Below are 13,605 nucleotides of genomic sequence, written 5' to 3' on the forward strand. Positions count from 1 at the left end.
AAGGGGAGAAAACGCATCATGTGGAGTTTCGAGACCGATCCCGAGTACCAGGAGAAGCTGGACTGGGTCGAGAAGTTCATGAAGGAAGAGGTTGAGCCGCTCGACTACCTGGGCGTCCATGCCTATGACGTGAAGGATCCCAAGCGCAACGCCGCGGTGAAGCCGCTGCAGGCGGAAGTCCGGCGCCAGAAGATGTGGGCCTGCCACCTGGGCCCCGAGCTGAACGGCCAGGGCTATGGCCAGGTCAAGCTGGGCCTGCTCAACGAGATCCTGGGCCGTTCGCACTTCGGCCCGATCGTGTTCGGCTGCCAGGCGCCCGACAGCGGCAATGCCGAGATCCTGGCCCATTACGGGACCGAGGCGCAGAAGGCCAAGTACCTGAAGCCGCTGCTGGACAACGAGATCGTCTCCTGCTTCTCGATGACCGAGCCGCAGGGCGGAGCCGATCCCAAGGTGTTCACCACGCGCGCCGAACTGGTCGGCGACGAATGGGTGATCAATGGCGAGAAGTGGTTCTCGTCCCACGCCCACTGGGCCGACTTCCTGATCGTCATGGCGGTCACGGATCCGGCAGCACCCCCGTACAAGCGCCTGTCGACCTTCATCGTGCCGGCCGACACGCCGGGCATCACGATGATCCGCAATTGCCCGGTCGGCCATCACGGCACGCCGTCGCATGCGTACCTCCGCTATGAGAACGTGCGCGTCCCGCGCGACCACCTGCTGGGCGAGCGGGGCGGTGGCTTTGTCGTGGCCCAGACGCGGCTGGGCGGCGGCCGCATTCACCACGCCATGCGGACGATCGGCCAGGTCAAGAAGTCGTTCGACATGATGTGCGAGCGCGTCCTGAGCCGCGAGACGCAAGGCGGTCTGCTGGCCGACAAGCAGATGGTCCAGGAAAAGATCGCCGACAGCTGGACCGAGATCGAGCAGTTCCGCCTGCTGGTGCTTCAGACCGCGTGGAAGATCGACAAGTACAAGGACTACCTGAAGGTCCGGAAGGACATTTCGGCGGTCAAGGCGATCATGCCCAAGGTCTTCCACGACGTGGCGGCGCGGGCGCTGCACCTGCACGGCTCGCTGGGTGTGACGCCTGAGATGCCGTTCGCGGAACAGGTGATCGAGAGCTTCCACATGGGCCTGGCCGACGGGCCGACGGAAGTGCACAAGGTGACGGTGGCGCGCCAGGTCCTGCGCGACTATCACGGCACCAACGGCCTGTTCCCGACCCAGCATTCGATCGCGCTGCGCGACGCCGCGATCCGGAAGCTGGGCGACCGCTTCGACCTCGAAGCGGCCGAGTAGGCAGACGATCCCCACCCCGCAAGGGGTGGGGGCCCCGGCCGCAATGTGGCCCTGGCGGCACAGATCGACACGCAACGTCGCCGCGTCCTCTGGTACTCTGGTTCCGGTTTCCGTGCGACAGCGTGCGGAGAACCCGGACCACCGGGAATGGAAACGACAGGGTTCGGCAAGAGCCCGGCTCGGGGAGGGTATGGGGATCTCGATCAACCGGAAGACGCCCGCCAGGCCTGCGCGAAAGGCGGTCGCCGACGGCGCGCCCGCACGCGCGGTGCAGACGCGCGGCGCCATCGTCACCGCGGCCCTGGCGCAGTTCCTGGACACTGGCTATGCCCGCACCACGATGGCAGCCGTTGCCAGGCGGGCCGGCGTCGCCAAGGGAACCCCCTATCTCTACTTCCCCACCAAGGAGGCGCTGTTCGAGGGGGTCGTGCAGGACGTCATCGTCGACAGCCTGGTGGAGATCGACGCCGCGACCATCGGCGAGAGCGAGAGCGTGGAAGCGTTCCTGCGCCGCACCTTGGTGCCCGCCATGCACCAGATCGAGCGCCAGGGCCGCGCGGCGGTCGCCCACCTTGTGATCGCGGAGGGCGTGGAGTTCCCGACCCTGGCCCATGTCTATCGCACCCGTGTGGTTGAGCCCTTCCAGGCCCAGATGCAGCGGCTGGCCCGCATCGCGCACGACCGGGGCGAACTGAAGTGCGACGCCCTGCTGCGCTACCCCCAATTGCTGGTGGGGCCGGTCTGGCTGGGCGTGATCAACAACATGGTCCTGGACCCCGGCCATCCGCTCGATATCGGCTTCCTGTTCGAGGCGTATCTGGACCTGATATTCGGTGGGCGCGGGACGCCTCCGGCCGCCTGACGCGCGCCTGCAGCTTGGCGCCTCTCCAACAGGGGCTTGAGCCTGGTGCGGTGCACCATCGGCGCGGTCCTGCTAGTCTGGTGGGGACAGGAGGCACGGCATGGCCAGGATCCACTACAACCCGTTCGATGGCGGTCCGTACAAGATGCGGATGGGCATCACGCCCCTGGACGGCCTAGCCGAGTGGATCACGGTGGACGAGGAGTTCGCGACCGAGCTCGCGCTGAAGCGCGACCTGCTGCGGGACGAGCGCGACGCGGTCCTTGCCGTCACGCCCGGCTCCGAACCCGCCTGTGCCGAGGTGCTGGAACTGCTGGCCGACCACCTGCCGCGCCAGTTCCCCGACGTGTTCACGCGCGATGGCGGCCGCCTGACGGTGCTGCCGACCGGGGAGACCTGGACCGTCGACCCGCCTGAGCAGCATCCGCTCGAACTGGCTGGCCGCCTGGTCCAGGAAGATTTGTGCGTGATGGAGGAGAATGACGGCGGCGACTATGTCCTGACCGCAGCCAACCTCTGCTTCCCCAGCTTCTGGCGCCTGGCGGAAAAGATCGGCCGGCCGCTGCACGAGATCCACGGACCCGTGCCCGACCTGGCCCAGACGATCGGCGGCGCCATGTCCCGCTTCTTCAAGGCGCTGGCGGTGGACCGCCCGGTGCAGCGCCTCAACGCCTCGATCGCTGGCCACCCCGACCTGTTCCAGCCGGCCAGCAAGGGGGAGCGCAATCGCCTGCTGGTCGACCGGGGCGAAATCAATCCCGACAATGCGGGCGAGACGATCTACTTCCGCATGGAGCGGCAAACTTTGCGCCGGCTGCCGCGGACTGGCGCCATCCTCTTCACCATCCACATCTACCGCTACAAGCTGGACGACCTGGCGCAGCGCCCCGACATGGCCGCGGGCTTTGCCACCTACTTGCGCACGCTGACCCCCGGCATGACGCAGTACAAGGCCGCCGACATCCTGGGACCCGCCGCCCTGGCCGCCCTCGACCGCATCGTGGCGCAAGCCGCCGACAAGGCGGCGGCGGCGGAGTAGGGCTGGCGGATGACGGAACTACCGCTCATTCCCGCGAAAGCGGGAATCCAGGGCCACCAGCGCTGTCCCTGCGGCCCCTGGATCCCCGCTTTCGCGGGGATGAGCGGGTAAATCACACGCCTGAATTGCGTCGACAGCTACAGCGGAGATGTGTGCAGACCGGAGGGACAAGCCGGGTGAGACGTAGGTGGGAACGGCGCCTCACCCCCGCCAGTCGGGCATCTTGCGGTCGAGTTCGCGGAGCAGGGGGGCCCATTCCAGGTCGCCCAGGGCCTCGGCGCCCATCTCGTACTGGCGGGCGGTGTGCTCGCACACCTCGGGGCTGGGGATGATCAGCTTGGCGCCGGAATTCATCGCGGCGATCTGCACCTCGCACGAGCGTTCCAGGTAGAACAGCAGGATGAACGCCTCCTGCACCGAGCGGCCCACCGACAGCGTGCCGTGGTTGCGCAGGATCATGACGTCGTGGTTGCCCAGGTCGCGGGCCAGGGCCTCGCGCTCCGCCAGGTCCAGCGCGATGCCGCAATAGTCGTGATAGGCAACGCGGTTGTAGAACTGCAGCGAGAACTGGCTGATCGGCAGCAGACCGCATTCCAGCGTCGACACTGCCATGCCCGCGCGGGTGTGCAGGTGCATGGCCGAATTGACGTCAGGCCTGGCGTTATAGATCGCGGAATGGATGGTGAAGCCGGCCGGGTTGCAGGCGCCGCCGTCGACCGCATTGCCGTGCTTGTCGACCTTGGCCAGGTTCTTGGGCGTCACCTCGTCGAACTGCATGCCATAGTCGATGACCAGGAAGCAGTCCGGGTCGTCCGGCACCCGCGCCGTCAGGTGCGTGTAGATCAGGTCCGTCATCCGGTAGAGCGAGAACAGGCGATAGGCCGCGGCCAGCGCCTCGCGCGCCTCTGCCTCGGTCCGGGCGGGCGGGATCAGGTGCTTCTTGGGAACGATCGTGACGTGCTCGGTCATGGGGACGGCTCCGGCTGGCACGGATGGGATGGCGAAGTGTGCCACTCCGCCCGGGTCTCCGCTATTGCTGCAACGCAAAAGACAGGGCCGACGTCATCAAAACATGGCCAAAGGCGGGGCTGGTTCCGTTGCCCGGAACACCCGCCCCGCCGGACACTCGACCCTCAGGCTGCCTTGCCCTTGCGGGCCTGTCCCGCCGCGGGCCGGCCCAGGCATGCCGTCAGCCACTGCTCGACCTTGGGGAACGCCCCCAGGTCGATCTTGACCGTGCGCGCCCAGGACAGGACGGCGGCGACGTTCAGGTCGGCCACGGTGAAGCGGTCGCCCAGCAGGTAGGGCTGATCGGCCAGCGCCTGCTCCAGCACGGCCAGCGGCTTCTGCAGGGCGGCGTTCGCGGCCTCGGCCTTGGCGGGGTCGCGCTGGCCCTCCGGCAGGAACATGCGGTGCATGGCCAGCTGCAGCGAATTCGCCTCCAGCTCGCTCATCGCCCAGAAGCTCCACTGCAGCGCCTTGCCTTCCTCGGCCAGGTTGGTCGGCGCCAGGGGGCCGCCATGCTTGCGCGCCAGATAGAGGTTGATCGCCATCGATTCATAGAGGGTCAGCCCCTCGTCATCGATCGCCGGCACGCGGTTGTTGGGATTGGCCTTCAGGAATTCCGGCGTGATCGATTCGGGCTTGGCATAGAAGACGGGCTCCGACTCGAACGGCACACCCATTTCCAGCGCCATCCAGAAGGTGCGATAGGCCCGCGATCCCGGAATGCCATAGATCTTCAGCGTCATGCTCATCCTCCCCAGGGGATTTATCCTTGTGGGGGCGCAGCCTAGCGGCCCCCGGCGTGTCGCGCCAGGAATGCGCCGACTGCGGCATTGAAGCCATCGGCCACTTCGACATTGATCGAATGCCCGCCCTCCAGGTCGACCACCTCGACGCCCGGCAGCTGGCCGGGCAGGGCCTGGCGCAGCGGCTGGAAGGATTTTTCCCACAATCCGTTGACCAGCAGGCTGGGCACGCGGGTCGCGGCCACATCCGCCGCCACCGACAGGCCGGGGACCGTCACGGCCATGCAGCGGGCCAGGCCCTCAGCCGGGATCAGGGCCGCATCGGCCACCATCTCGTCCCGCACCGCGTCCGGGAAGCGCCGGGCATTGCTGGGATGGAAGGGCAGGGCGGCGATCGCCTCAGCCCCTCCCGCCGCGATCGCCGCCGCCCGCTCCGCGATCTGCGCAGGCGTGCCCAGCTTCCCGGCGGGCTGGAACGCGGACATGGAATTGGTCGCAACCTGCGCCAGGACGCGGTCGGGATGGCTCAGCGCATAGCGCCAGGTGATGCCGGCGCCGAACGACTGGCCGCACACGGCCCAGCGTTCCGCGCCCAGGCGCTGGCGCAGGTGCTCGAACGCCGCGACATAGGACGCGACGCGATAAGGCGTCTCATCCTCCGGTGCCGCGGAGCGGCCATGGGCCAGCAGCTCCACCACCACCGGCCGGCAGACGCGCGCCAGGCCCGCCAGGTTGACCCGCCATTGGGCCCGGCTGGACAGGAAGCCGTGCAGCAGCAGCAGGTGCGGCCCCGTCCCCTCGTGCACCTCGACATGGAGGGCGAGGTCCTCGAAATCGGTCAATGGCATGGGCGTCTTCTGGCGATCCTGGGCTGTCCCACGTGTGGGGCGCCGATTGAGCCGCAATCGGCGTGACGTGTCGACCCGGCGGTAGAACACGGTTCTCTCCGCGCTGGTCTGAGGCTAAACAGAGCGCGTAGAGATCGCGCAAGCGGATCGGGGATCGTCTCGGGAGGATGACGCAATGAGTGCGAACGAACGGATCAGTGTCGAGATCACGGACGGCGTGGCCGATGTCCGGCTGATCCGGGTCGACAAGATGAATGCGCTGGACCCGCACATGTTCGCAGCGCTGGTCGAGACCGGCAACCGGCTGAAGGCGGACAAGAGCCTGCGCGCCATCGTCCTGTCGGGTGAGGGCCGCGCCTTCTGCGCCGGCCTGGACACCAGCAATTTCGCCCGCATGCGCGAAGGGGGCGAAGGCCCGCGCGTATCCTCCGCCGGCGGCTCGCTGGAGGAGCGGACCCACGGCATCTGCAACAACGCCCAGTATGCCGTCTGGGTCTGGCGCGAGATGCCGGTGCCGGTGATCGCGGCGGTCCATGGCGTCGCCTTCGGCGGCGGCTTCCAGGTCGCCCTGGGGGCGGACATGCGCTACATGGCGCCGGGCACGAAGCTCTCGGTGATGGAGGCCAAGTGGGGCCTGGTGCCCGACATGGCCGGCATGGCGATCATGCGCCGCCTGGCGCGCGAGGACGTGGTCCGCGAACTGACCTATACCGCGCGCATCTTCACCGCGGAGGAGGCGCTGGCCTTTGGCTTCGCCACGCGCGTCTGCAACGATCCGCGCGCCGAGGCCCTGGCCACCGCGCGGGAGATCGCGCGCAAGAACCCGGACGCGATCCGCGCCGCCAAGCGCATCATCAACAACTACTCCGATGCCGATGCCGGCGCGATCCTGCAGGCGGAATCGAGCGAGCAGGTCAAGATCATGGGCACGCCCAACCAGGTCGAGGCCGTGACCGCCGAAATGGAGAAGCGAGCCCCCCGCTTCGCTGCCTGACGACGCGAGGCGGCGCCCATGGCAACGCCCGACGACCTTCGCCGGCTGGCCCTGGCTCAGCCGGATGCCGTCGAGAGCAGCCACATGGGCACGGCTGACTTCCGGGTGAAGGGTCGCATCTTCGCGACCCTTCATGCCGAGGCTGGCCATGCGGTGGTCAAGCTCGACCCCATGGCGCAGGAAGCGCTCTGTGCCGCGGAACCCGCGGCGCTCTCTCCGGTGCCTGGCGCCTGGGGGGCCAAGGGCTGGACCCGCATCCACCTGGATGCGTCGGATGAGGCGCTTGTCGCCGACCTGCTCGCCCGGGCCCATGGCCTGGTCACCGCCGGCGCGAAACGGAGCCGCCGCAGATCACCCCCCTGATCTGATCCAGGCGCGGTCCATTCGGGGTTTCGCTCGGCCACGCGGTCGTTCATCCTCCGTCCAACAGAAGAACGACAGGGGAGGGTCGGACGATGGTTGCAGAACGCTACGGCGACGTGGGCGTAAGCCTGGACGGGCATGTGGCCACGGTCGAGATCCAGCGCCCGCCGCACAATTATTTCGACCACATCCTGATCGCCGACATCGCTTCCGCATTCGAGGCGCTGGACGAGGTGGCGGACTGCCGCGCCATCGTCCTGGCGGCGCAGGGCAAGTCGTTCTGCGCCGGTGCCAACTTCACCGCGCGGCCGCCCGGCGGCAGCGACGGCCCGGCCGTCCAGACCAACCCGCTCTATACAGCCGCCGTGCGCCTGTTCCGCACGAAAAAGCCGGTCGTGGCGGCGATCCAGGGGGCGGCGATCGGCGGCGGCCTGGGGGTTGCCCTGGTGTCCGACTTCCGCGTCGCCTCGCCCGAGGCGCGCTTTGCCGCCAATTTCGTCAAGATCTCGTTCCATCCGGGCTTCGGCCTGACGCACACCCTGCCGCGCCTGATCGGGGCGCAGCGGGCCTCTCTCCTGTTCCTGACCGGGCGGCGCATCGACGGCGCCACGGCGCACGACTGGGGCATGGTCGACGTCCTGACCAGCGCGGAAAACCTGCGGGCCGATGCCCACGCCCTGGCGGCGGAGATTGCCGAGAACGGGCCGCTGGCCATCGTCTCGACCCGGGCCACGATCCGCGCCGGCCTGGCCGATGCCGTGATGGCCGCGACGGAGCGGGAGCAGAAGGAACAGGCCTGGCTGATGGACACGGCCGACCATGCCGAGGGCGTCCGCGCGGTGGCCGAGCGCCGCCCCGGCCGCTTCGTCGGCCGCTGATGGGAGTTGGGCAAATGGCCACCTTGAACCGCGACGGCGTCGCCATCCATTACGAGGTGCATGGGCCCGCCGATGCACCCGTGCTGCTGCTCTCCCACGGCTATTCGGCCACGTCGGGCATGTGGGCCGGACAGATCGAGGCACTGTCGCGCGACCATCGCCTGGTCCTGTGGGACATGCGTGGCCATGGTGCCAGCGACAGCCCCGCCGACCAGGATCTCTATTCGGAGGAAGCGACGGTCGCCGACATGGCGGCGATCCTGGACGCCGTCGGGGCCAGGACCGCCATCGTCGGCGGCCTGTCGCTGGGCGGCTACATGTCGCTGGCCTTCCACGTGGCGCACCCTGAGCGGGTGCGCGCCCTGCTGATCATCGATACCGGCCCCGGCTTCCGCAAGGATCCGCCGCGGGAGGCGTGGAACCAGACCGCGCACCGCACGGCCGAACGGTTCGAGCAGTCGGGCCTGGCCGCACTCCAGCGCATGAGCAAGGAAATGGCGATGAGCCGGCATCGCAGCGTCGAGGGCCTGGTCCGGGCCGCGCGCGGCATGCTGACCCAGAAGGATTCGCGGATCATCGACAGCCTGTCGACGATCGCGGTGCCGTCCCTGGTCGTGGTCGGCGCCGACGACACGCCCTTCCTGGCGGCCAGCGACTACATGGCGGCCAAGATCCCGGGTGCGGAAAAGATCGTGATCCCGAACGCCGGCCACGCCGTCAACATCGACCAGCCCCAGGCCTTCAACACCGCCGTCCTCGACTTCCTGAAGCGGCGGGTGTGATGCGCGGATGAACAACAATTAAACCGCTCATCCCCGCAAAGGCGGGGATCCAGGGGCCGCAAGCGCAGGTCCATGTGGCTCTGGATCCCCGCCTTCGCGGGGATGAGCGGGAAGGGAAGTCGCCACTTGCCGGGGCTCGGCGAAGGCCGCTTCTAGATTCCACACTGGTCTTGCGCTGGTATTCGGGCCAGGAGCGCGATCCGGCGGGGCGTGCTAGGGAAGCCTGCCCCATACAGGATCCGACATGACAAAGCCCAAGCTCTTCTCGCCCCTGACGCTCGGCGCGCTGGCGCTTCAGCACCGCGTCGTCCTGGCGCCGCTGACCCGCATGCGGGCCGCCCTGCCGGGCAACGTGCCGACGCCGCTGAATGCCGAGTACTACGCCCAGCGCAGCACGCCGGGCGGCCTGCTGATCGCGGAGGCGACGCAGGTCTCGCGCCAGGGCCAGGGTTATCCCGGCACGCCCGGCATCCATACCGAGGAGCAGGCCGAGGGCTGGCGCCTGGTGACCGACGCGGTCCATGCCAAGGGCGGCCTGATCGTGCTGCAGCTCTGGCACGTCGGGCGCATCTCGCACTCCAGCTATCAGGAGGACGGGCGCCCGCCGATTTCCGCCTCGGACGTCCCGGCCAAGGGTCGCGCGCTGAGCGCCAATGCCGGGCCCGTCCCGTACGAGACGCCGCGCCCCGCGACGGTCGAGGAGATCGCCCAGATCGTTGCGCAGTACCGCCGCGGCGCGGAGCTGGCCAAGCAGGCAGGCTTCGACGGGGTCGAGGTGCACGGCGCCAATGGCTACCTGATCGAGCAGTTCACAAACGACTATACCAACCGCCGGACCGACGCCTATGGCGGCTCGGCCCAGAACCGCAGCCGCTTCCTGCGCGAGGTGGTGGACGCGGTGGTCGGCGTCTGGGGGCCGGAGCGCACCGGCATCCGCCTCTCGCCCTTCGGCTCGGCCGACAGCCATGACAGCGATCCGGTCCACACCTACACCACGGTGCTGGAGGCGCTGAACCCGCTGAACCTGTCCTTTGTCCACCTGATCGAGCCGCGCTCCGCGGGTGCCGGCGCCGGTGCCACGCCCACCGACGAGCGCTCGTCCAGCGAGGTCTTCCGCCCGGTCTACAGGGGCAAGCTGATCGCCGCCGGCGGCTATATGCGGGACGAGGCGATCGCCGTCGTGGAAAAGGGCCAGGCCGACGCCGTGGCATTCGGGCGCTACTTCATCTCGAACCCCGACCTGCCGCGCCGGCTGGAGATCAATGCCGAACTGACGCCCTACAACCGCCCGACCTTCTACTCGCCGGGGCCGGTCGGCTATACCGACTATCCCTTCCTGGAGACGGCCGCGGCCTGACGCGATGGACCCTCCCCCGTTCCGCAGGGATGGGGGAGGGACCCCAGGTTGGTCTGGCGCTCAGGCGGGCTGGGGGTGGACCCGCGTGCGGGCGACTTCGGTGATGTGCTGGCCGATCGCCGGGTCGGCATTGCGCAGGCGATCGAAGTCGCGCGACTCCAGGATCAGCAGCTGGCAATAGCCCAGCGCCCGCACATTGGCGTTGCGCGGCTGGCCGAACAGCAGGGCGATCTCGCCGAAGAAGGCGCCGCTGCCCAGGCGCACGGGCTGGGGTTCGACCTCGACCTCGACGGCCCCGGAGGAGACGAAGAACATCGAATCGCCGCGCTCGCCCTTGGTGATGATGCGCTCGCCGGGCAAGGCCAAAGCCGGCCGCATGATGCGGGCAATGGCCGTCAGGCGCGCGCCGTCCAGGCTGGCGAACATCGGCACGCGGGCCAGCAGGGCCTCGCGCGACAGGCCAAGGTCGAGGCGCGGCGGCTGCTCCAGCTGCACCGCCCGCCGGTCGACATCACGCTCCAGGTCCTGGTGGATCTCGGAACCGATCACCGATTCCTCGCGCAGCATGGCGTATTCCTGACGCTCCCGGCCCAGGGCGGCGCGCGCCAGGTAGCTGGACTGCAGCCGGTTGGCATAGTCGGGATATTGCAGCTTCAGCGCGGCCAGGCGGTCCTGGATGCCATCCAGGCGCTGGCCCAGGACCGTGTCCAGGCGGTCCTGCACCGCCTCGCCCAGCAGCGGCCCCAGCTTCTTCTGGTTGAACGCGATCAGGTCGCGCACGACCGACTGGCTGATCAGGAAGACCTCGAAGCGGCGGGCCAGTTGCGTCGCCAGCGGCCCGGTCACGCCCAGCCGGCGTTGCAGCGTCAACGCCAGACGAAAGGTCAGGCCAAAGCGGTTGGCCCGGTCGGCCATGGTGCGATAGGCCAGGATCGCCCCCTCGCCATCCTTGGGCCGGGCGGTCTCCGGCAGGCGGGAGCCGTCGTCCCGCACCACGCCGCCGGTCTTGACCGCGTCACGCAGGCGGCTGGCATGGGTGGTCATCGTGGCCGTGATGGCGCGCCCGATGATGCGTGCGTTGAAGCGTGCCAGGCACAGCTCCATCTCCCGGTTCGACAGCGTCATCAGGCCGATATAGATGCGGTCGTCGTCCGACAGCTTCAACTCGTCATGGTGCTCGACCTGCTCGCGCCGCCGGGCGTAGAAGCCCGCCACTTCCCGCGCGGGCGCGTCGTCGATGCGGTATTCGCGGGCAACCCGCTCCACGTTCTCCTGGACGGAGGCGAGGCTCAGGGCCAGGACCCGGTCGCGCATGGCAAGGTCGGCCGCCGAGATACGGTCCAGGCCCAGCAGGCGGATCAGCGGCTTCAGCGTCAGCGCGTTGACGAACAGCGTGAACAGCACGAAGCCGGTGGCCAGAACGCCGATGAACTGCCGCGTCTCGCTGGGCAGCATCCGGTTCTCGGTCGCGGCCAGGGCCAGGACCAGCGTGATGGCGCCGCGCAAGCCCCCCCAGACGATGACCGTCTTGTAGGCATTGTCGATGCGCTGGGCCAGGTTCATCACCCGCATGACCGGCAGCAGGCCGAACAGGACCAGCGCGCGCGCCACCAGGGCCGCGACGATCATCACCGCCAGCAGCCAGGCATGGGTCCAGGTCGCACCTTCCAGCGTGCGCGGGATCAGCATCGAGGCGAAGACGAAGATCAGCGACGACGACCAGAAGCCAAGCTGCTGCCAGGCCTTGTGCATCGCCTCCCAGTTCTCGGGCGCGATGCGCGTGCGGCCCAGCGTGCCGAAGGTCAGCGCGGCGGTCACCACGGCGACGACGCCCGAGAAATGGAAATAGTGTTCGGCCACGATATAGGACAGGTAGCCGACCGCGACGCTCAGCGTGATCTCGGCAGGTCCATGCCGCTTCAGGTAGGCGACGGCCGTGACCAGGCCCATTGCCAGCACCCAGCCCGTGGCCATGCCGCCGATGAAGGCGCGGGCGAAGAAGCGCACGCCTTCGCCCAGGTCGAGCTCCTGGTGATAGGCCAGGATCGGCACGAGGAAGGTGAACAGGGCGATCGCGGCGGCGTCATTGAACAGCGCCTCGCCCTCCACCAGGACGAGAAGGCGGCTGGGCGCGCCCAGGTCGCGGAAGATCGCAACCACCGCGGACGGGTCGGTCGTCGAAATCACGGCCGCCAGCAGCAGGCAGGCGATCAGCCCGTACTGCGACGTCCAGGCCAGCGCCAGGCCGACGACGAGCGTGGAGACGACGACGGCGACGATGGCCAGCAGCAGGACCGGCCCCAGGTCATCCATCAGGCGCCGCACGTCCATCCCCAGGCTCGCCTCGAACAGCAGCACGGGCAGGAAGACGTACAGGAAGACGGCCGAGGTGATCTCGAACTCGCCCAGCGTGCCCACCACCTCGGCGATCGGGCCCATGCCCCGGAAATGACTGCCAAAGGTCGCCAGCAGGCCCAGCCCCACCCCGACCGCCGCCAGCAGCACGGCCAGCGGCACGCCAAGCCGGTGCGCCAGGGGCGGCAGGAAGCTGACCAGGCCCAGCAGGCTGGCAAGCAGGAAGATCGTCGGGATGATGTCGGTCACGGGTGGCCGGCGATTGGATGCGGGACGGGCTGCGTCCCGCCGGTCAGAACGGGCCGGACAATAGCAGGGGGCGGGGTCCCCTTGCCATCCGCCGGACATCACGTCTGGTGACGCTTGACCGTGGCAGGACTGCGGCGGATTGCGGCGCCACAGTCGGCTGCCCGCCCGGTTACGGAATGATCACAGCCACCCGCAGGGGGGCCTCAGGCGGGGCGGCCGAATGCCGCCAGGAAGGTGCGGATGGCCAGGTCGATCGCCTGGTCCGGACTGCGCGCGGGCGGCACGCCCAGCAACCCGCGATAGTAGAAGTCGCCGCGGATCAGGGCCAGGAACTGGTCGGCCGCCAGGCCTGGATCGTCCGCCACCAGCGTGCCCGCCGACACGGCGGCGCGGACGAAGTCGGCGATGCCTTCGCGCACCACCGAGAAGGCCTGCTCGTACAGCATGCGGCCCAGTTCGGGGAAGCGGTCGACCTCCGCCACCAGGCGCCGGTTGAAGCGGATCGTGTCCGGCTCCATCACGACGGCGGCATAGGCGTGCGCGATCTGGCGCAGGCCCGCCTCCACGTCGTGGGGATCGGGCGACTGGTTGACGAAGGCGCTGAAACGTTCGCGCGCGCCGTTGTTCATGGCCGCCCCGAACAGGTCCTGCTTCCCCGGGAAGTAGGCATAGACCGTCGCCTTGGACACGCCGGCCGCGCGGGCCACGGCATCCATCGTGGTGGAGCCATAGCCATGTTCCAGGAACACCGCCCAGGCGCCCGCCATGATGGCATCGCGCTTCGGCGATGCGTCGGTGGTCGAGGCGGCTTCGGTGGCCATT

Annotated in this window: 13 protein-coding genes; 8 read left to right on the plus strand and 5 right to left on the minus strand. The window is 68.8% G+C overall.

Features of this window, described 5'->3' with window-relative positions; all coding sequences use genetic code 11:
• The first annotated feature begins 18 nt into the window (after positions 1 to 18).
• From ACI6GS_RS08855 to ACI6GS_RS08865, 3 genes are all read left to right on the plus strand, one after another.
• Positions 19 to 1,305, plus strand: a complete 1,287-nt coding sequence (locus tag ACI6GS_RS08855; RefSeq protein ID WP_439817427.1) for an acyl-CoA dehydrogenase family protein — start codon at positions 19 to 21, stop codon at positions 1,303 to 1,305.
• Between the two features lie 190 nt (positions 1,306 to 1,495).
• Positions 1,496 to 2,167: a TetR/AcrR family transcriptional regulator gene (locus tag ACI6GS_RS08860; protein WP_439817428.1), complete on the plus strand. Its 672-nt coding sequence runs from the start codon at positions 1,496 to 1,498 to the stop codon at positions 2,165 to 2,167.
• Positions 2,168 to 2,267: 100 nt separating this feature from the next.
• Complete coding sequence (locus tag ACI6GS_RS08865) at positions 2,268 to 3,206, plus strand: heme-dependent oxidative N-demethylase family protein (RefSeq protein WP_439817429.1); 939 nt, start codon at positions 2,268 to 2,270, stop codon at positions 3,204 to 3,206.
• A 201-nt stretch (positions 3,207 to 3,407) separates the two neighbouring features.
• Here the strand turns inward: ACI6GS_RS08865 and ACI6GS_RS08870 are convergent, their stop codons facing one another.
• The 3 genes from ACI6GS_RS08870 to ACI6GS_RS08880 all read right to left on the minus strand — a co-directional run bounded on the left by ACI6GS_RS08870 (position 3,408) and on the right by ACI6GS_RS08880 (position 5,805).
• Positions 3,408 to 4,175, minus strand: coding sequence for a class II aldolase/adducin family protein (locus ACI6GS_RS08870; RefSeq protein WP_439817430.1), 768 nt, complete (start codon positions 4,173 to 4,175; stop codon positions 3,408 to 3,410).
• A 164-nt stretch (positions 4,176 to 4,339) separates the two neighbouring features.
• A complete protein-coding gene (locus tag ACI6GS_RS08875; protein ID WP_439817431.1) occupies positions 4,340 to 4,957 on the minus strand; it encodes a glutathione S-transferase family protein in 618 nt (205 codons plus the stop codon).
• 41 nt (positions 4,958 to 4,998) lie between these two features.
• The gene (locus tag ACI6GS_RS08880) at positions 4,999 to 5,805 is read right to left on the minus strand and encodes an alpha/beta fold hydrolase (RefSeq protein ID WP_439817432.1); all 807 of its coding nucleotides are present in this window, start codon (positions 5,803 to 5,805) and stop codon (positions 4,999 to 5,001) included.
• A 175-nt stretch (positions 5,806 to 5,980) separates the two neighbouring features.
• Between ACI6GS_RS08880 and ACI6GS_RS08885 the strand changes: the two genes are divergently transcribed.
• The 5 genes from ACI6GS_RS08885 (at position 5,981) to ACI6GS_RS08905 (ending at position 10,179) form a co-directional block, all read left to right on the plus strand.
• Positions 5,981 to 6,799: a crotonase/enoyl-CoA hydratase family protein gene (locus ACI6GS_RS08885; protein WP_439817433.1), complete on the plus strand. Its 819-nt coding sequence runs from the start codon at positions 5,981 to 5,983 to the stop codon at positions 6,797 to 6,799.
• Between the two features lie 18 nt (positions 6,800 to 6,817).
• Positions 6,818 to 7,162: an MmcQ/YjbR family DNA-binding protein gene (locus tag ACI6GS_RS08890; RefSeq protein ID WP_439817434.1), complete on the plus strand. Its 345-nt coding sequence runs from the start codon at positions 6,818 to 6,820 to the stop codon at positions 7,160 to 7,162.
• Between the two features lie 92 nt (positions 7,163 to 7,254).
• Positions 7,255 to 8,040, plus strand: coding sequence for an enoyl-CoA hydratase/isomerase family protein (locus tag ACI6GS_RS08895; RefSeq protein WP_439817435.1), 786 nt, complete (start codon positions 7,255 to 7,257; stop codon positions 8,038 to 8,040).
• A gap of 14 nt (positions 8,041 to 8,054) precedes the next feature.
• Positions 8,055 to 8,822, plus strand: coding sequence for an alpha/beta fold hydrolase (locus ACI6GS_RS08900; RefSeq protein ID WP_439817436.1), 768 nt, complete (start codon positions 8,055 to 8,057; stop codon positions 8,820 to 8,822).
• Positions 8,823 to 9,066: 244 nt separating this feature from the next.
• The gene (locus ACI6GS_RS08905) at positions 9,067 to 10,179 is read left to right on the plus strand and encodes an alkene reductase (RefSeq protein WP_439817437.1); all 1,113 of its coding nucleotides are present in this window, start codon (positions 9,067 to 9,069) and stop codon (positions 10,177 to 10,179) included.
• A 60-nt stretch (positions 10,180 to 10,239) separates the two neighbouring features.
• On the opposite strand, the gene ACI6GS_RS08910 is transcribed toward ACI6GS_RS08905, so the two are convergent.
• Positions 10,240 to 12,783, minus strand: coding sequence for a cation:proton antiporter (locus tag ACI6GS_RS08910; protein ID WP_439817438.1), 2,544 nt, complete (start codon positions 12,781 to 12,783; stop codon positions 10,240 to 10,242).
• A 203-nt stretch (positions 12,784 to 12,986) separates the two neighbouring features.
• Entirely contained in the window at positions 12,987 to 13,604 is a 618-nt protein-coding gene (locus ACI6GS_RS08915; protein ID WP_439817439.1) for a TetR/AcrR family transcriptional regulator, read from the minus strand.
• Position 13,605: the final 1 nt, after the last annotated feature.

Source organism: Zavarzinia sp. CC-PAN008 (genome assembly GCF_051903925.1).
Lineage (GTDB): Bacteria > Pseudomonadota > Alphaproteobacteria > Zavarziniales > Zavarziniaceae.

What these genes read in the sequence shown, in the direction of transcription:
- ACI6GS_RS08860 (WP_439817428.1), top strand. Translation starts at nt 1,496, where the DNA reads ATGGGGATCTCGATCAACCGGAAGACGCCCGCCAGGCCTGCGCGAAAG.
- ACI6GS_RS08895 (WP_439817435.1), top strand. Translation starts at nt 7,255, where the DNA reads ATGGTTGCAGAACGCTACGGCGACGTGGGCGTAAGCCTGGACGGGCAT.
- ACI6GS_RS08885 (WP_439817433.1), top strand. Translation starts at nt 5,981, where the DNA reads ATGAGTGCGAACGAACGGATCAGTGTCGAGATCACGGACGGCGTGGCC.
- ACI6GS_RS08875 (WP_439817431.1), bottom strand. Translation starts at nt 4,957, where the DNA reads ATGACGCTGAAGATCTATGGCATTCCGGGATCGCGGGCCTATCGCACC.
- ACI6GS_RS08890 (WP_439817434.1), top strand. Translation starts at nt 6,818, where the DNA reads ATGGCAACGCCCGACGACCTTCGCCGGCTGGCCCTGGCTCAGCCGGAT.
- ACI6GS_RS08865 (WP_439817429.1), top strand. Translation starts at nt 2,268, where the DNA reads ATGGCCAGGATCCACTACAACCCGTTCGATGGCGGTCCGTACAAGATG.
- ACI6GS_RS08900 (WP_439817436.1), top strand. Translation starts at nt 8,055, where the DNA reads ATGGCCACCTTGAACCGCGACGGCGTCGCCATCCATTACGAGGTGCAT.
- ACI6GS_RS08870 (WP_439817430.1), bottom strand. Translation starts at nt 4,175, where the DNA reads ATGACCGAGCACGTCACGATCGTTCCCAAGAAGCACCTGATCCCGCCC.
- ACI6GS_RS08915 (WP_439817439.1), bottom strand. Translation starts at nt 13,604, where the DNA reads ATGGCCACCGAAGCCGCCTCGACCACCGACGCATCGCCGAAGCGCGAT.
- ACI6GS_RS08880 (WP_439817432.1), bottom strand. Translation starts at nt 5,805, where the DNA reads ATGCCATTGACCGATTTCGAGGACCTCGCCCTCCATGTCGAGGTGCAC.
- ACI6GS_RS08905 (WP_439817437.1), top strand. Translation starts at nt 9,067, where the DNA reads ATGACAAAGCCCAAGCTCTTCTCGCCCCTGACGCTCGGCGCGCTGGCG.
- ACI6GS_RS08855 (WP_439817427.1), top strand. Translation starts at nt 19, where the DNA reads ATGTGGAGTTTCGAGACCGATCCCGAGTACCAGGAGAAGCTGGACTGG.